The following is a 16622-nucleotide window of genomic DNA, read 5'->3' as shown; positions in this document are numbered from 1 at the left end:
GCTATCGCCACAATCCCGCAGGGATCGCCTGAAGAGATCAATCAGAACCCGTATGACACCTCCGGGAGGAAGCCCTCAGCCGGCCCCTACCGCCAGCACCTCGGCGACCACCGCGCTGCGCGCGCCGCGCCCGAGGGCATCCCCGACCATCACGATCGCCGGCCCGTCGAGGCCCGCCGCCTCGACGGCGTCGGCGAGCGTCGCGGCCGAGCCCTCCACCAGAGCCTGATCGGCCCGGGTGGCGTTGAACACCACGAGTGCCGGCGTCGCCGGCGGCAGCCCCTCCGTGACCGCCCGGGCAAGCAGCGCCCGCAGGGTGCGCTTGGGCATGTAGACGACGGTGGTGACGCTGGAATCGGCGAGCGCCGCCCAGTTGAGGTCGTCCGGCAGGGCGCCGCGGCGGTCGTGGCCGGTGACGTATTGCAGCCGGCGCGCCGCGTCGCGGTGGGTGAGCGAGATCGCCAGCGAGGCCGCCGCGCCCTGCGCCGCGGTGACGCCCGGCACCACCGTGACCGGGATCCCGGCGGCGCGGCAGGCGTCGATCTCCTCGCCGGCGCGGCCGAACACCAGCGGATCGCCGGATTTCAGCCGCACCACCCGCTTGCCGGTCCTGGCCAGCGACACCATCAGGGCGTTGATGTCGTCCTGGCGGCAGGACGGGCCGTGGCCGGTCTTGCCGACGAGCATCGTGCGCGCCTCGCGCCGGGCGTAGTCGAGGATCTCCGGCGCCACGAGGTCGTCGTACAGGATCACGTCGGCGCTGCGCAGCGCCCGCAGGGCCTTGAGGGTGAGGAGTTCGGCGTCGCCGGGCCCCGCCCCGACCAGCACGACGCTGCCGCCGCGGGGGCCGGCATCGGCCTCGGCGATCAGCGCGTCGAGGTCGGCCTCGGTCGGCGCCCGGTCGGGCTCGGCGAAGGCACGGTCGGTGAAGCGCTCCCAGAAGGCGCGGCGCTCGGCGAAGACGTGGTAGCGCTCGGTGATCCGGGCGCGCCAGTCGCGGGCGGCCCCGACCCAGGCCTTGAAGCCGACCGGCAGCATCGCCTCGATCCGGGCGCGCACGGTCTGGCCGAAGACCGGGGCGGCGCCCTCGGTCGAGATGCCGACGACGAGGGGCGAGCGGTTGACGATCGCCCCGAACGACACGTCGCAGAGGTGAGGCCGGTCGACCGCGTTGACGATGGCGCCCGCCGCCCGCGCCGCCGCGACGAAGCAGGCGCACTCGCCCTCGTCCTCGTGCGCCGCGATGGCGAAGGCGACGCCCTGGAGGTCGGCCGGCGACCAGTCGCGCTCGTGCAGGGTGACGCTGCCGGCCACGGCCTCCGCTGGTGCCAGCCGCATCTCCTCGGTCGGCTCCGGCGCGTAGACGTCGACATGGGCGCCGGCGGCGGCGAGCAGCTTCACCTTCCAGGCCGCGCCGCCATTGGCGCCGGCCAGCACCGCCCGCTTGCCGGTGAGGGTCACGAAGACCGGCAGCACCGCGAGGGGGTCGAGGCCGGGGGAGCGGGTTTCGCGCGGGGAACGGGGAGAACGCATGACCGTCGGAGGAGAGAGAACAGAACCGGAAGGTGCGCTCATGCCGGGCTCGGCGCAAGCGCCGCCGCCAGGAGCTTGCGGATCTCAGGGATGCACGAGCCGCAATTCGTGCCGGCCTTGCAGGCGGCGCCGACCGCCTCGACGCTGTGCGCCCCGGCCTTGATCGTCGCCTCGATCGTTCCGAGCCCGACCGTGTGGCAGGCGCAGACCAGCGGCCCGGTCCCGGCGCTCTCGGCCCGGCCGGAGATCAGCGCCCGGCGCGCCGTCGGCTCCAGCAGCTCCTGGGTGCGGAAGAACGCCTTGGCGGCGTCCCAGGACGGGCGCTCGGCGGCCGGCGCCAGCGCCATCGCGCCGACGAGCCGGCCGTCCTCGAAGGCGGCGCAGCGATAGACCCCGCAGGCCGGGTCGGCGTACTGGCTCAGGCTCGCTCCCGGAAACAGCGCCTGCATCAGGGCCCCGGCCTCGGCGGCGCCTTCCTGGGTGGCGAAGATGAGCCCGGTGCCGCCCTCCAGGGTCGCGCGCGCCCACCACCAGCCCTGGGGCGCCTCGACCGGGTCGCGGGTGATGAGGTAGCCGCGCGAGCGGTAGGGCTCCGGAGCGATCGCGGCCGGCGTCGCCTTCAGCTCGGGCTGGCCGGAGACCGGATCGACCGCGCCCTGGGCCAGCGCCCCGACCCGCCCGCTCGACGTGTTGGCCTCGCTCCAGTGCATCGGCGCGAACAGAAGGCCCTTCTGCGCGCCGGGCGTGACCACGACCTCCAGCACCGCGGCGCCGTAGGGGGTGCGCACCCGGGCGAGGTCGCCCTCGGCGAGCCCGTGGGCGGCGGCGTCGTCGGGGTGGATCTCGCAGAACGGCACCGCCCGGTGGGCCGAGAGGCGCGGGCTCTTTCCGGTGCGGGTCAGGGTGTGCCAGTGGTCGCGCACCCGGCCGGTGTTGAGCCGTAAGGGGAACGCCGCGCTGGTGGCGTCGGCGAGCTTCGGCGCCTGCACGGCGACGAAGCGGGCGCGCCGGTCGCGGGTGAAGAAACCGCCCTCGGCGAAGAGCCGCGCCTGCCCGCTCTTCGCCTTGCGCGGCAGCGGCCACTGGATCGGGGCCGTGCTGTCGTAGGCGGCGTCGGTGATCTCGGCGACGCCCGACAGGTCGAAGTCGCGGGTGCCGGCATTCTCGAAGCCCGACAGGGCGGCGTGCTCGCGGAACACCGCGGCGGCGTTGGGCCAGGCGAAGGACTTGGCGAAGCCGAGCCGCTGGCCGACCTGGGCCAGCGCCCACCAGTCGGCCCTCGCCTCGCCCGGGGGCGCGAGGAAGCGGCGCTGGCGCGAGATCCGGCGCTCGGAATTGGTCACCGTGCCGTCCTTCTCGCCCCAGGCGAGCGCCGGCAGCACGATGGCGTTGCGGGCGCGCAGGGTGTCGGTGCCGGCGATCGCCTCGGAGATCACCAGGGTGTCGAGTCTGGACAGCGCCGCCCGCACCCGGTCGGCCCGGGGCATCGAGACGGCGGGGTTGGTGCCCATGATCCACAGGGCCCGGATCTTGCCGCGCTCGATCGCCTCGAACAGCGACACCGCCTTCATGCCCTCGCCGGTGATGATGTTGGGCGCGCCCCAGAACCGGCGCACGAGGTCGACCTCCTCGGGCAGGAAGTGCATGTGGGCCGCGAGCATGTTGGCGAGCCCGCCGACCTCGCGCCCGCCCATGGCGTTGGGCTGGCCGGTGAGCGAGAACGGCCCCATGCCGGGCCGGCCGATCCGCCCGGTGGCGAGATGGCAGTTGATGATCGCGTTGGCCTTGTCGGTGCCCTGGGCCGACTGGTTGACCCCTTGCGAGTAGCACGTCACCGCCCGCTCGGTGGTGCGGAACAGCTCGAAGAACCGCGCGACGTCGTCCTCGGCGAGTCCGGTCGCGTCCGCCGTGGCGGCGAGGCTCGGGGCGATCCTGCGGGCGCGCTCCAGGGCGAGGTCGTAGCCGGCGGTGTGGTCGGCGACGTAGCGCGTGTCGAGCGCGCCGTGATCGGCGAGGTGGACGAGGAGCCCGGAGAACAGCGTCGAATCGGTTCCGGGCTTCAGCCCGAGGAAGAGGTCGGATTCCTCGCCGGTCTGGGTGCGGCGCGGATCGATGGTGACGATCCTGGTGCCGCGCTTCGCCCGCGCGTCGAGCATGCGGCGAAACAGGATCGGGTGGCACCACGCGGTGTTGGAGCCGACCAGCACCAGCAGGTCGGCCCCGTCGAGATCCTCGTAGCAGCCCGGTACGGTGTCCGAGCCGAAGGCGCGGCGGTGCGCCGCCACCGAGGACGACATGCACAGGCGCGAGTTGGTGTCGACGTGCGGCGTGCCGAGGAAGCCCTTCGCGAGCTTGTTGGCGACGTAGTAATCCTCGGTGAGGAGCTGGCCCGACAGGTAGAACGCCACCGATTCCGGCCCGTGCGCCGCGGCGGCGCGGCGAAAGCCCGTGGCGACGGCGTCGAGGGCGGCATCCCAGGTCGCGCGGGCGCCGTCGATCGACGGGTGCAGCACCCGGTCGCCGAGGGACAGCGTCTCGCCGAGCGCCGAGCCCTTGGAGCACAGCCGGCCGAAATTGGCCGGATGGTCGGGATCGCCCTCGACCCGGGCGCCCCCCTCCCCGTCCGGGCGCGCGAGGACGCCGCAGCCGACGCCGCAATACGGGCAGGTGGTGCGGACGGGCGGCGCCTCGGGGGCAAGATCCGGCACGTGCAGGTTCATGGGATTCTGGCCTTTCCCGCTCCGGACGGGTTGGGGGCTGGCGGTCTGCCCCTCCCGCGAGGGAGAGGCTTGTTGCGGCGGGGCATCGGCCTCAGGACCACCACGCCCTGTCCCGGGCGCATGCAGCGAAAGCGGAATGCGACCCGGGATCCAGCATAAGACGTGCCGCGAAGCGGCTCTGCGTGTCGGCGCCGTCGCTCATGCAGACGCTTCGCGACGTCTTGTGCTGGTTCCCGGATCTCCTTCCGCTGTCGCTTCAGTCGTCCGGGAAAGGGGGAGGCAGGACGCCGCCCTCAATACACGTCGGCCTGATACCGGTTGGCCTTCTTGAGCGCCGCGAAATAGGCCACCGCCTCGTCGGGGTTCTTGCCGCCCTCCTGGGCCGCGACGTCGATGATCGCGCGCTCGACGTCCTTGGCCATGCGCTTGGCGTCGCCGCAGACGTAGAAGTGCGCCCCCTCCTCCAGCCAGCGCCACAGCTCGCGGCCGTTCTCGCGCATCCGGTCCTGGACGTAGGTTTTTTCGGTGCCGTCGCGCGACCACGCCAGCGACAGGCGGGTGAGCACGCCCTGGTCCTTCAGGGCGGTCAGCTCGTCGCGATAGAAGAAGTCCGACGCCTGCCGCTGGTGGCCGAAGAACAGCCAGTTCTTGCCCGGCGCCCTGTCGGCGGCGCGGTCGCGCAGGAAGGCGCGGAACGGCGCGATGCCGGTGCCGGGGCCGACCATGATGACCGGGGTGTTCGGATCCGCCGGCAGGCCGAAGCCGTGCGCCTTCTGGAGGTAGACCTTGACCTTCGCGGTCTCGGACAGGCGCTCGCCGAGATGGGTCGAGGCGACCCCGAGGCGCAGGCGCGAGCGGTGGCTGTAGCGCACCGCGTCGACGGTGAGCGAGACCCGCCCCGGATCGGCCTTGGGCGAGGACGAGATCGAGTAGAGCCGCGGCTGCAACTCGTCGAGGGCTTCGAGGAAGACCTCGGCGTCGGGCCGGGCGCCCGGGAACTTGTGCAGGGCGGCGAGCACGTCGAGATAGGCGATGTCGCCGTCCGGGTCCTCGCCGTTGGCGAGCGCCTGCGCCTTCCTGCGCTGCGCCCCCGAGGTGAGGAGCGAGAGGAGCTGAAAAAGTCCGTCCGGGGCGGCGCCGAGGGCGTAGTTGGTGAGCAGGTGCTCGCGCAGGGTCTTCTCGCCGAGCTTCGTGGCGATCACCCGCTCGGGCCGGGCGCCGAGTTCGGCGATCACCGTGTCGGCGAGCGCCGGGGCGTTGGCCGGAAACAGCCCGAGGGAGTCGCCGACCACGTAGTCGATGCCGGTGCCCGCGAGGTCGATCTCGATGTGCCACGTCTCCTTCTCGCCGCCGGGCGCGTTGAGGCGCCGGCGCGACAGGAACACCGCCTCGGCCGGGTTCTCCCGGCACTGGCCGTAGGGGCCGGTCGGCGCGGCCGGAGCCGCCGCGGCGTCGCCGGCCTCGGCCGCCGGCCTGGCGGGGGCGCCGGCGCCGAATTCCTCGTCGAGCTTCTTCAGCATCCGGAGGGTCTCCTTGCCCCCGGGCTGGCACAGGTTCAGGCGCTCCTCCTTCTTGAGGAAGATCGCGTTGGCGTAGTCGGCGCAGTTGTAGCCGCATTGGCCGCAATCCTGCTGGGCCATGGCGGCCATCAGCTTCTGCGGCTCGGAGCGGTCCTTGGCCATGTCCATCCGCTCGGGCAGCGCGATCGACGGGTCGTGCCAGGGCGCGTCGCCGTTGTCGGCGAGCGCCGGACCCGCCGCCTCGCCGGTGATCGGGGTCGCGCCCTCGATCGCGGGCCCGAGCAGGGCCGCGAAGTAGCCCGACAGCCAGGCGCGCTGGTCGGCGTTGAACGGAGCGGATTCGGGGATCAGGACGAGGGGGGGCGTGACGTGCTGGGTCATGGAGCTTGCCGGAGGTGAGTGACAGTCAGCGTCAGGCGGTGAGGCGCCGGGTTTCTCCTCTCCCCGCGGGCGGGGAGAGGGCCGCGTCTCCGTTCAGGAGGCGCGGCAAGCGGAGGCGAAGCCGGAGCGAGGGTGAGGGGGTCTCGACGGATGTGGCTCTTTCGGAGACACCCCCTCACCCTCGCCCTGCGGGCTCGCTGCGCTCCCTGAACGGGAGCACAGCCCTCTCCCCGCCCGCGGGGAGAGGAGGAAGTACGCGCTACTCCGCCGCCTCCAGCATCCGGGTCTCGGCGAGCGCCCTGAGCGCCTCGGGGCCGCGCCGCGCGGTGTAGGCCTGGAAGCTCTCGTCCTGGCCGGTGCGGTGGTCGAGGTAGTCGCGCAGCAGGGTCTCGACCCGGCCGGGGCAGTCCTCGGCCTTCACCGCCTTCCAGATCTCGGTGCCGATCTTCGGATTGTCGGCGAAGCCGCCGCCGACCACGATGTCGTAGCCCTCGACGGTGTCGCCCTCCTCGCTCACCACCACCTTGGCGCCGATCAGCCCGATGTCGCCGATGTAGTGCTGGGCGCAGGAATGGTGGCAGCCGGTGAGGTGGACGTTCACCGGCACGTCGAGCTCCGTCACCGTCGCCTCGACGTGGTCGGCGATTTTGAGGGCGTGGCCCTTGGTGTCCGAGGCGGCGAACTTGCAGCCGCGGTTGCCGGTGCAGGCGACGAGGCCTGCGCGGATGCTCGACGCCTGCGTGGTCAGCCCGAGCGCCGCGACCCGCGCCTCGACCTCGGCCACCGTCGCGTCGGGCACGCCGGACAAGAGGAAGTTCTGCCACACGGTGAGGCGGATCTGGCCGTCGCCGCATTCCCGCGAGATCTCGGCCAGCGCCCGCATCTGGTCGGTGGTCATCTTGCCGACCGGCAGCACCACGCCGATCCAGTTCAGGCCGGGCTGGACCTGCCGGTGGACCCCGACATGGGCGAAGCGGTCGGTGGCCTTGCGCGGCGCGACGTGCGCGGGATCGACCCGGTCGAGCTTGCGCCCGAGCTTCTCCTCGACGGCGGCGAGGTACTTGTCGAAGCCCCAGGCGTCGAGGACGTACTTCATCCGCGACTTGTTGCGGTTGGTGCGGTCGCCGTTCTCGATGAACACCCGGATGATCGCGTCGGCGACCGCGTTGCAGTCGGCGGGGCGCAGGACCACGCCGGTGTCGCGGGCGAGGTCGCGGTGGCCGGAGATGCCGCCGAGCACGAGGCGCATCCACACGCCCGGCTCGACGCCCGCCCCCTCCAGCACCTCGATCGCCTGGAAGCCGACGTCGTTGGTCTCCTCGAGCACCGGCATCACGCCGCCGCCGTCGAACGCGACGTTGAACTTGCGCGGCAGGCCGTAGAGCGAGCGGTCGTTGATGATCCAGTTGTGCCAGGACTTCGCCAGCGGGCGGGTGTCGAGCAGTTCCTGGGCGTCGATGCCGGCGGTGGGCGAGCCGGTGACGTTGCGGATGTTGTCGGCGCCCGAGCCGCGGGCGGTGAGCCCGAGGTCGATCAGCCCGTCGAGGAACGGCTGGCCGTGCTCGGGGGCGATCTCGCGCACCTGGAGGTTGGCCCGGGTGGTGACGTGGCTGTAGCCGCCGCCATGGGCGTCGGCGAGGTCGGCGATGCCGGCGAACTGCCAGTGGTGCAGGATGCCGTTGGGGATGCGCAGCCGGCACATGTAGGAATTCTGGGCCGGGGCGACCCAGAACAGGCCGTGATAGCGCCAGCGGAAATTGTCCTCGGGTTTCGGCGCCTTGCCGGTCGCCGCCTCGGTGATGAGGCGGTTGTGGCCCTCGAACGGGTTCTCGGCCCGCTTCCACTTCTCCTGCTCGGCGAGCTTGCCGCCCGCCGCGACCGTGCGGTCCTGGGCCTTGATGTGGATCGCGTCCGGCCCGGTCGGCTCGGACGGGGCCGCGGCGGTGCCGCCGCCGGCCGCGAGGCCGCCGGTCATGCGGACCGCGGCGATGCCGTGGGAGAAGCCTTCGAGGTAGCGCTTCTGCTCGGCGTCGAAGTCGTGGGCCATTGCTCGCTCCTTCACGCTGCGAGGGGTTGGGGGGCGGGGCGCCCGAACATGAGGTCGTCGCGGTCCTGGCGGCTCACCGGCGCGCCGGTGCGGATCAGGGTCTTGCACCAGCCCTGCTCGGCGACGTCGCCGACGAAGACCGCGCCGGCGAGCCGCCCGTCCTGGATGACGAGCTTGCGGTAGAGGCCGGCCTCCGGATCGCTCCAGATCGCCGCCTCCGCGCCCTCCGGCACGTCGACGAGGCCGGCGGAGAAGACCGGCAGGCCCGACACCTTCAGGCTGGTCGAGAGCGCGGTGCCGGCATAGGCGGCCGGGGTGCCGGCGAGGTGGCGGGCCAGCACCTCGGCCTGCTCGTAGGCCGGCTCGACGAGGCCGTAGGTCTGGCCGCGATGCTCGGCGCACTCGCCGAGCGCGTAGATGCCCGGCACCGAGGTCTGCATCGCGTCGTCGACGGCGATGCCGCGGCCGACCGCGAGCCCGGCGGCGGCGGCGAGCGCCGTCGCGGGCCGCACCCCGACCGACATCACCACGAGGTCGGCCGGCAGCACCGTCCCGTCGGCGAGGCGGAGCGCCTCGACCCGGCCGTCGCCCTCGACCGCCGCGGTGTCGGCCTTCAGCAGCACCCGCACGCCGCGGGCCTCCATCGCGGCCTTCACCAGCGCGGCGGCGTCGTGGTCGAGCTGGCGCTCCATCAGGCGGTCCATGACGTGCAGCAGTGTCGTGTCGACGCCGAGCCGGGCGAGCCCGACCGCGGCTTCGAGCCCGAGCAGGCCCCCGCCGATGACGATCGCCCGCGCCCCCGTCACCGCCGCCCGGCGGATCGCCGCCACGTCGGCGAGGTCGCGGAAGGTGATGACGCCGGGCAGGTCCATGCCGGGCTTCGGCAGCCGGATCGGCACCGAGCCGACCGCCAGGACGAGCCTGTCGTAGGGCAGCACCAGCCCCTCGCCGACCCGGACGATTCGCTCGGCGGTGTCGATCGCGGTCGCCGGCGCGCCGGTGACGAGGGTGATGCCGTGCTCGGCGTACCAGTCGAGGCCGCGGAAGGTGCAGGCGGCCTCGTCGACCTCGCCACCGAGCAGCGAGGACAGCAGCACCCGGTTGTAGGCGGCGACCGGCTCGGCGCCGACGCAGGTGACGTCGTGGCGGCCGGGCGCAGCCTCGGTCAGCCGCTCCAGGAAGCGGAGCGAGGCCATGCCGTTGCCGATGACGACGAGACGCTCGGTCATGCCGTCCTCAGGCCGCCAGCGCGGGCTTGGCGTGGCGGGCGTAGAGGAATTCCAGCACCTCGGCCCGGGCGTGGGTGTAGGTCGGGTCCTCGACCAGTTCGAGGCGCCGGCGCGGCCGGGTGAGCGGGACGGCGAGCACCTCGCCGATCGTCGCCGAGGGGCCGTTGGTCATCATCACGATCCGGTCGGAGAGCAGCACCGCCTCGTCGACGTCGTGGGTGATCATGATGACGGTGTTCTTCAGCCGCAGGTGGATCTCCATGAGCTGGTCCTGGAGATGCGCCCGGGTCAGGGCGTCGAGCGCCCCGAACGGCTCGTCCATCAGCAGCACCTTCGGCTCCATGGCGAGCGCCCGGGCGATGCCGACGCGCTGCTTCATGCCGCCGGAGATCTCGTGCGGGCGCTTCTCGGCGGCGTGGGTCATGTTGACCAGCGCGAGGTTGTGCTCGATCCACTCGCGCCGCTCGGCCTTGCTCTTCTTGGCCTTGAGCACCTTATCGACGGCGAGCGCGACGTTCTCGCGGACCGTCAGCCAGGGCAGCAGCGAGTGGTTCTGGAACACCACCGCCCGCTCGGGGCCGGGGCTGTTGACCTCGCGGCCGTCGAGCAGGACGCCGCCGGTCGAGGCCTTGAGCAGGCCGGCCACGATGTTGAGCACCGTCGACTTGCCGCAGCCCGAATGCCCGATCAGGGAGACGAACTCGCCCTTCTCGATCTTCAGGTCGACGTCGCGCAGCACCTCGGTGGTGCGCCCGGCCCGGGTGAAGCTGATGCCGACGCTGGTCAGGGTGAGATGGCTCATCGGGCGCTCCTCAGGCCGTCGCGGTGCCGCGGGTGACGAGGTGGCCGACGAAGGCGACGAGACGATCGAGGACGAAGCCGATCACGCCGACATACACGAGGGCCACGATGATCTCGCTGATGTGCGAGGAGTTCCAGGCGTCCCAGATGAAGAAGCCGATGCCGACGCCGCCGATCAGCATCTCGGCCGCCACGATGGCGAGCCACGACAGGCCGACGCCGATGCGAAGCCCCGTGAAGATGTACGGGGCGGCGGAGGGCAGCATCACCTTGCCGAAGAACTCGAAGGCGTTGAGGCGCAGCACCGCCGCGACGTTGCGGTAATCCTGCGGGATGTTGCGGATGCCGACCGCGGTGTTGATGATGATCGGCCAGATCGAGGTGATGAAGATCACGAAGATCGCCGAGGGCTGGCCGTCCCGGAACGCCGCCAGCGACAGCGGCAGCCAGGCGAGCGGCGGGATCGTGCGCAGCACCTGGAAGATTGGGTCGAGGCCGCGCATCGCCCATTCGGATTGGCCGACGAGGGTGCCGAGCAGGATGCCGGCGATGGCCGCGAGCGTGAAGCCGAGGGCGACGCGCTGGAGGCTCGCCGAGATGTGCCAGAACAGCCCCTTGTCGGTGCCGCCGTTGTCGTAGAACGGGTCGACGATGATGTCGTGGGCTTCCGCCAGCACCCGCGAGGGCGGCGGCAGGCCGGCGCCGGGGCGCTGGCACAGCACCTCCCACAGCAGCAGGAACAGCGCCAGCACCACGAGGGGCGGCACCACCCGGGCGGCGAAGCCCTTGAGCGAGGCGGCGGTGACGAGGGGGCGCCGGGCGCCCTCCCCTTTCCGGGTCGCGGCGAGGCCGCCGAGGGTGGTTCCGACGGCCATCACGCCACCTTCTTGATGCCGAGGCTGCCGAGATAGGCGGCCGGGTTCTCCGGATCGAAGACCTTGCCGTCGAAGAAGGTCTCCTTGCCGCGCGAGGTCGAGGCCGGGATCGCGGTCACGCCGAGGGTCTTGGCCGCGTCGCGCCACAGGTCCTCGCGGTTGACCTTCTCGATCAGCGCCTTGGTGTCGGTCTGCGGGTCGAACTTGCCCCAGCGGATGTCCTCGGTGAGGAACCACAGGTCGTGCGACTTGTAGGGGTACGAGGCGTCGTCGGCCCAGTACTTCATGATGTGCGGGCTGTTGGCGACCTTGCGGCCGTCGCCGTAGTCGAACTCGCCCTTCATCCGCTTGACGACGTCGCCGACCGGGACGTTGATCCATTGCCGCTTGGCGACGATGCCGGCGAGCTCGTCACGGTTCTCCGGCTTGTCGCACCATTGCTGGGCTTCCATCACCGCCATCAGCAGCGCCTTGGCGGCGTTCGGGTTCTTGTCGACCCAGGCGGCGCGCATGCCCAGCGCCTTCTCGGGATGGTCCTTCCACAGCTCGCCAGTGGTCAGCGCGGTGTAGCCGATGCCCTGGGTGATGAGCTGCTCGTTCCACGGCTCGCAGACGCAGAAGCAGTCCATCGTGCCGACCTTCATGTTCGCCACCATCTGGGGCGGCGGCACCACGATGGTCTCGATGTCCTTGTCGGGGTCGATCCCGCCGGCGGCGAGCCAGTAGCGGATCCACAGGTCGTGGGTGCCGCCCGGGAAGGTCATGGCGGCCTTCACCGACTTGCCGGCGGCCTTCTTCTTCTCCAGGGCGGCCTTGAACGGTCGGGTGTCGAGGGCGACCTTGTCGCCGAGATACTCCTTGCCCACCGAGATGCACTGGCCGGCGAGGTTGAGCCGGGCGAGGATGTACATCGGGACCGGGACGCTGTTCTGCGTCACCCGGCCGGCCGAGATGAGGTAGGGCATCGGCGTCAGGATGTGGGCGCCGTCGATGCCGTTGCCCTCCGAGCCGAGCACGAGGTTGTCGCGGGTGGTGCCCCAGGACGCCTGCTTCAGCACCTCGACGTCGGGCATGCCGTACTTGGCGAAGAGGCCCTTCTCCTTGGCGACGAAGAGCGGCGCGGCGTCGGTGAGCGCGATGAAGCCGAGCTTGGCGCCCTTCACCTCCGGCCCGGCACCCTGCGCGAAGGCGCCCCCCGGCAGGGCCGCCCTGGCGGCGGCCGTCACCGCGAGGGCGGCGGCCGCCCCCTTGAGGAGGCCGCGTCGGGTGCTGTGGTCGCTGCTGCGCATCGGGTCTCGTCTCCATAGGCGCCCGGTCGGCAAGCTTGGCCGGCCCGCCGGAACGAAAAAAGCCGCCGCCCAAGATCGACCACCGGCCCGTCACGGGGCCCAGGGGGACAACTCGGGTCAGCGGCCTTGCTGACGGCTCATGCGCCCGTCGGCGCTGACGGGCAGCCCTCACCTAGCAGGAGGCGTGCCAACAGCCTGGAATCGGACTAAGTCGATGATGGCTTTGGCATCCCGGCGCCGGAACGGCCGCGCTCGGCACCCCCGGGCGGGTTGGGTGCACTGCACAAATCGTAGGCGATCGGATGCTGCTTTGCGCAGGGTCAGCCCGCGCGCAGGTCCGGCCGGTACAGCGTCGCCGCCTCGGCGCGCAGGGGTTCGGCCGCGGCGATCTGGCCGGCGGCGGCCATCTCGGCGAGCATCCAGTCGACGGCGTCGGGCGCGGGCGCCAGGGCCTCCTCGCCGAGCCTCAGGTAGTCGGGCGTCGCGCGCTCCGGTCCGTCCGGGCCGAGGCGCAGGCGGCCGGACAGGCCGCGCAGGACGAGGTCCTGATCGATCCCGAGATGGCCGGCGCCCGCGAGCCGGGCGGCGAGGTCGGGCCAGTGCTCGGGTTCCGCGCACCAGCGTGCCGCCCGCCGCAGGGCGCGCAGCAGCGGCGGCGCCGAGGCTGCCATTTCGACGGGCAGCGCCAGCACCTTCTCCGGGCAGTCGGGGGCGATCTCGCAGCCGAGCGCCGCGATCCGGCCGGCACCGGCGGCGACCGCGACGCTGTTCCACGGCGCCCCGACGCAGAAGCCGTCGATCTCGCCCCGCTCCAGGCTGTCGGCGGTGCGCGGCGGCGGCACCACCACGAGGCGCACGAGGTCGAGCCCGCCGCCGCCGAGCGCCAGCAGGCGCCGCACCTGGTAGGTGTGGCTGGAGAACGGATGCACCGTCGCGAGGGTGAGCGGGCGCCCCTCGCGGGCGCGGGCGCGCGCCACCGTCGCCAGCGCGCGGGCGACCTCCGGCAGGGCGTCGGAGGCCGGCGCCATCGCCTGCCACAGCGGCAGCGAGACCGTGACGGCGTTGCCGTTGCGGGCGAGCGCCGCCGGGGCGACGAGCCGGGCCTGCGGCCCGCTGAGGCCGAGATGGCAGGCGAGCGCCAGGGGCGCGAGCATGTGGGCGCCGTCGAGCAGCCCGAGCGCCAGCTTGTCGCGCAGGGTGGACCAGGACGGCTCCGGCACGAGGTCGGCCGCGACCCCCTCCTCCGCCGCGAAGCCGCACTCGACCGCCGCGATCAGCACCGCGGCGTCGCTGAGCGGGACGTAGCCGAGCTGGAGCCTCATCCGAGCAGGTCCGCCGCGGTGACGATCGCCCGGGCGATGTCGACGATCTTGCGCTTCTCGTTCATCGCCTTGCGGCGGAGCTGCTTGTAGGCCTCGTCCTCGGTCAGGCCCTTGGCGGTCATCAGGATGCCCTTGGCCCGCTCGATCAGCTTGCGGTCGGCGAGTTCGCCGCGGGCCTCGGAGAGCTCGCGCTGGAGCCGCGCGAAGGCGTTGAAGCGCAGGATCGCGATGTCGATGATCGGCTTGATCCGCTCGGCGCGCAGGCCGTCGACGATGTAGGCCGAGATGCCGGCATCCACCGCCGCCTGCATCATCGCGGCGTCGCTGCGGTCGACGAACATCGCCACCGGCCGCTCGACGAGGCGCGAGACGCCGAACATCTGCTCCAGCAGGTCGCGGCTGGGACTCTCGAGGTGGATCACCACCACGTCGGGAGCGAGCGCGGTCAGCCGCTCGGGCAGGTCGGCGGTGTCGGGGATCACCACCACCCGGGCGCCCTCCACCGCCCGCAGGCCCTCCTCGAGGACGGCGGCGCGGGCCCGGCTCGGGTCGACGACGGCGATGGTCAGGCTCTGGTCGGGCGGCACCGGGGGGCGGTCGCTGGATGTCATCTCGGCGCGGGGATCGAGGGGCAGCGGAGGGAGGCAAGTGTCGGGCCGGCGCCCCTGGGATTGGCGCGAATGGACACCGGCCAGCAAACAAAGGGCCCCGCTTCGGCCGCATTGGAGCGGATGATCGCCCCCATCGGCAAGCGGGAGATGTCGGATGGGCGAGATCGGGCGGGGGCGCAAGCCGGAAGGCGGAGCGGGAACGCGGGCAGGCGGGCTGCGGACCTCCGTCCCGGCCGGGACCCTGCCGCTGCTGCCGACCGCCTGCATCGCGGTCTGCCTCGCCGCCGGCTCGATGTACTGGCGGGACGCGCCGCCGCGCCGGCCCGCGGACCACGTCGCCGCCGTGACGCCGCTGCCGCCCTCCGCCGACCTGTTCCGGGCCGTGCCCGAGGAGGGCGGGGTCCGGGTCCGGGCCCCCTACCCGATCGAGTTCGAGCAGCAATTTCCCCTCCTCGCCTCCGCCTTCCGGCCGCCGGAGCCGGCCGCGGTGCCGGTGCTGCCGGCGGACGAGGAGCATCCCCTGCCCCGCCGGCCGGCGCCGCGGCGGGTCCAGGCCGCCCCGGCGCTGGCCGACCTGCGGCCGCCGGCGCGGCCCGACGGCCTGAAGCCCGCGCCGCGCCGGGAGGCCGCGGCCAGGATCGAGCCGGCCAAGAGCGAGCCGGCCAGGAGCGAGCCGGCCAGGAGCGAGCCGGCCAGGAGCGAGCCGGCCAAGATCGGGCCTGCCGAGACCGGGTCCACCACGGGCGAGGACGCCGCCGGCCTCGTCACCCTGCGCCTGCCGGGCTTCGAGCCGGTCCGAAGGACCGTCGCCGAGGCGGTGACCGCCGCCGGGGACGGCCTGTCCACCGCCGGCAGCGCGGTGCTCGGGCTGATCGACCGCCGCCGCTGAGCGCGGTCCCGACGATCCGGCGGGCCTGACGATCCGGCGAAATTGTCGCGCCCGCGCCGGCCAGCCGCCGCGCCGGCGCTTGACACCGGCGCCGTCCCGCGCTGTTGCTGCGGCCGGCCGTGCCTCCCATCTGTCCGGGAGCGGCATCCGGGATCCGAGTCACCGCGCCATGCGTGCCGAGTCGACCACGACGAAACCGAAAGCCCTGACGGCGATCATCGCCGGCTGAAGCCTCGCGTCGTCCTCGGATCCCTCCCCGTCCGCGGCGGACGGAGGCCGGGCCCCTCGCGGCCTGTGCGATCCCCCGGGGAGTCCGAATCCGAACAGGAGCGAACGTGATGGGTTACAAGGTTGCCGTCGTCGGGGCCACCGGCAATGTCGGGCGCGAGATGCTCGACATCCTCGTCGAGCGCGCCTTCCCGGCCGATCAGGTGGTGGCGCTGGCCTCCCGCCGCAGCCTCGGCCAGGAGGTCTCCTTCGGCGACCGGACCCTGAAGGTCCAGGCCCTCGACCAGTACGACTTCTCCGACACCGACCTGTGCCTGATGTCGGCCGGCGGCGAGACCTCGAAGGAATGGTCGCCGCGCATCGGCGCCCAGGGCTGTGTCGTGATCGATAACTCGTCGGCGTTCCGCTACGATTCCGACGTGCCGCTGATCGTGCCCGAGGTGAATGCCGACGCGATCGTCGGGTTCTCGAAGAAGAACATCATCGCCAACCCGAACTGCTCGACCGCCCAGCTCGTCGTGGCGCTCAAGCCCCTGCACGACGCGGCGACGATCAGGCGCGTGGTGGTGGCGACCTACCAGTCGGTCTCCGGCGCCGGCAAGGACGCCATGGACGAGCTGTTCAACCAGACCCGCGCGGTGTTCACCGCCGGCGAGGTCAAGGTGCAGAAGTTCTCCAAGCGCATCGCCTTCAACGTCATCCCGCACATCGACGTCTTCATGGAGGACGGCTCCACCAAGGAGGAGTGGAAGATGGTCGCGGAGACCAAGAAGATGCTCGATCCCAAGATCAAGCTGACCGCGACCTGCGTGCGGGTGCCGGTGTTCATCGGCCATTCCGAGGCGGTCAACGTCGAGTTCGAGCGCCCGCTCTCGGCCGAGGAGGCGACCCAGATCCTGCGCTCGGCCCCCGGCATCCTGGTCGACGACAAGCGCGAGCCCGGCGGCTACATCACCCCGCACGAGGCGGCGGGCGAGGACGCGACCTACGTCTCGCGCATCCGCGAGGACATCACGGTCGAGAACGGCCTGTCGTTCTGGTGCGTGTCGGACAACCTGCGCAAGGGCGCGGCCCTCAACACCGTGCAGATCGCCGAGGTGCTGGTGAACCGCCGGCTGATCCAGCCCAAGCAGAAGGCGGCGTAGCGGGGGGCTTTTCCGGAGGGCGCGAACCCTCC

12 protein-coding genes are annotated in these 16622 nt (G+C 72.4%); 2 read left to right on the top strand and 10 right to left on the bottom strand.

All coding sequences use genetic code 11. The features are described from left to right. Positions 1–75: 75 nt before the first annotated feature. The 10 genes from cysG to EOE48_RS12815 all read right to left on the bottom strand — a co-directional run bounded on the left by cysG (position 76) and on the right by EOE48_RS12815 (position 14328). Positions 76–1533, bottom strand: coding sequence for a siroheme synthase CysG (gene cysG / locus EOE48_RS12860; protein WP_127729587.1), 1458 nt, complete (start codon positions 1531–1533; stop codon positions 76–78). Between the two features lie 38 nt (positions 1534–1571). Further along, entirely contained in the window at positions 1572–4253 is a 2682-nt protein-coding gene (locus tag EOE48_RS12855) for a nitrate reductase (protein WP_127729585.1), read from the bottom strand. Between the two features lie 293 nt (positions 4254–4546). After that, positions 4547–6154 carry a sulfite reductase subunit alpha gene (locus EOE48_RS12850; RefSeq protein ID WP_127729583.1) on the bottom strand — a complete coding sequence of 536 codons (1608 nt, stop codon included), beginning with the start codon at positions 6152–6154 and terminating at the stop codon, positions 4547–4549. Between the two features lie 259 nt (positions 6155–6413). Then, positions 6414–8201 (bottom strand): NirA family protein, encoded by a 1788-nt coding sequence (locus EOE48_RS12845; RefSeq protein ID WP_127729581.1) that lies wholly within the window; start codon positions 8199–8201, stop codon positions 6414–6416. Between the two features lie 11 nt (positions 8202–8212). Next, complete coding sequence (locus EOE48_RS12840) at positions 8213–9430, bottom strand: NAD(P)/FAD-dependent oxidoreductase (protein WP_127729579.1); 1218 nt, start codon at positions 9428–9430, stop codon at positions 8213–8215. Positions 9431–9437: 7 nt separating this feature from the next. After that, positions 9438–10232 carry an ABC transporter ATP-binding protein gene (locus EOE48_RS12835; RefSeq protein WP_127729577.1) on the bottom strand — a complete coding sequence of 265 codons (795 nt, stop codon included), beginning with the start codon at positions 10230–10232 and terminating at the stop codon, positions 9438–9440. Between the two features lie 10 nt (positions 10233–10242). Next, positions 10243–11106: a nitrate ABC transporter permease gene (gene ntrB / locus EOE48_RS12830; protein WP_127729575.1), complete on the bottom strand. Its 864-nt coding sequence runs from the start codon at positions 11104–11106 to the stop codon at positions 10243–10245. Beyond that, positions 11106–12395 carry a CmpA/NrtA family ABC transporter substrate-binding protein gene (locus tag EOE48_RS12825; RefSeq protein ID WP_127729573.1) on the bottom strand — a complete coding sequence of 430 codons (1290 nt, stop codon included), beginning with the start codon at positions 12393–12395 and terminating at the stop codon, positions 11106–11108. Before EOE48_RS12825 ends, ntrB begins: the two co-directional genes overlap by 1 nt. Positions 12396–12715: 320 nt before the next feature. After that, the gene (locus EOE48_RS12820; protein WP_127729571.1) at positions 12716–13717 is read right to left on the bottom strand and encodes a CmpA/NrtA family ABC transporter substrate-binding protein; all 1002 of its coding nucleotides are present in this window, start codon (positions 13715–13717) and stop codon (positions 12716–12718) included. Further along, complete coding sequence (locus tag EOE48_RS12815; RefSeq protein ID WP_127729569.1) at positions 13714–14328, bottom strand: ANTAR domain-containing response regulator; 615 nt, start codon at positions 14326–14328, stop codon at positions 13714–13716. Before EOE48_RS12815 ends, EOE48_RS12820 begins: the two co-directional genes overlap by 4 nt. Before the next feature lie 154 nt (positions 14329–14482). On the opposite strand from EOE48_RS12815, the gene EOE48_RS12810 reads away from it, so the two are divergent. Beyond that, positions 14483–15217, top strand: coding sequence for a flagellar biosynthesis protein FlhF (locus EOE48_RS12810; RefSeq protein WP_127729567.1), 735 nt, complete (start codon positions 14483–14485; stop codon positions 15215–15217). A 338-nt stretch (positions 15218–15555) separates the two neighbouring features. Then, the gene (locus tag EOE48_RS12805) at positions 15556–16590 is read left to right on the top strand and encodes an aspartate-semialdehyde dehydrogenase (RefSeq protein ID WP_127729565.1); all 1035 of its coding nucleotides are present in this window, start codon (positions 15556–15558) and stop codon (positions 16588–16590) included. The last annotated feature ends 32 nt before the right edge of the window (positions 16591–16622 follow it).

It is taken from the genome of Methylobacterium oryzihabitans (genome assembly GCF_004004555.2).
Lineage (GTDB): Bacteria > Pseudomonadota > Alphaproteobacteria > Rhizobiales > Beijerinckiaceae > Methylobacterium > Methylobacterium oryzihabitans.
This window is presented reverse-complemented; position numbering and strand designations above follow the sequence as displayed.

What these genes read in the sequence shown, in the direction of transcription:
- EOE48_RS12805 (WP_127729565.1), top strand. Translation starts at nt 15,556, where the DNA reads ATGGGTTACAAGGTTGCCGTCGTCGGGGCCACCGGCAATGTCGGGCGC.
- EOE48_RS12845 (WP_127729581.1), bottom strand. Translation starts at nt 8,201, where the DNA reads ATGGCCCACGACTTCGACGCCGAGCAGAAGCGCTACCTCGAAGGCTTC.
- EOE48_RS12840 (WP_127729579.1), bottom strand. Translation starts at nt 9,430, where the DNA reads ATGACCGAGCGTCTCGTCGTCATCGGCAACGGCATGGCCTCGCTCCGC.
- EOE48_RS12855 (WP_127729585.1), bottom strand. Translation starts at nt 4,253, where the DNA reads ATGAACCTGCACGTGCCGGATCTTGCCCCCGAGGCGCCGCCCGTCCGC.
- EOE48_RS12820 (WP_127729571.1), bottom strand. Translation starts at nt 13,717, where the DNA reads ATGAGGCTCCAGCTCGGCTACGTCCCGCTCAGCGACGCCGCGGTGCTG.
- EOE48_RS12850 (WP_127729583.1), bottom strand. Translation starts at nt 6,154, where the DNA reads ATGACCCAGCACGTCACGCCCCCCCTCGTCCTGATCCCCGAATCCGCT.
- cysG (WP_127729587.1), bottom strand. Translation starts at nt 1,533, where the DNA reads ATGCGTTCTCCCCGTTCCCCGCGCGAAACCCGCTCCCCCGGCCTCGAC.
- EOE48_RS12810 (WP_127729567.1), top strand. Translation starts at nt 14,483, where the DNA reads ATGGGCGAGATCGGGCGGGGGCGCAAGCCGGAAGGCGGAGCGGGAACG.
- EOE48_RS12835 (WP_127729577.1), bottom strand. Translation starts at nt 10,232, where the DNA reads ATGAGCCATCTCACCCTGACCAGCGTCGGCATCAGCTTCACCCGGGCC.
- EOE48_RS12825 (WP_127729573.1), bottom strand. Translation starts at nt 12,395, where the DNA reads ATGCGCAGCAGCGACCACAGCACCCGACGCGGCCTCCTCAAGGGGGCG.
- ntrB (WP_127729575.1), bottom strand. Translation starts at nt 11,106, where the DNA reads ATGGCCGTCGGAACCACCCTCGGCGGCCTCGCCGCGACCCGGAAAGGG.
- EOE48_RS12815 (WP_127729569.1), bottom strand. Translation starts at nt 14,328, where the DNA reads ATGACATCCAGCGACCGCCCCCCGGTGCCGCCCGACCAGAGCCTGACC.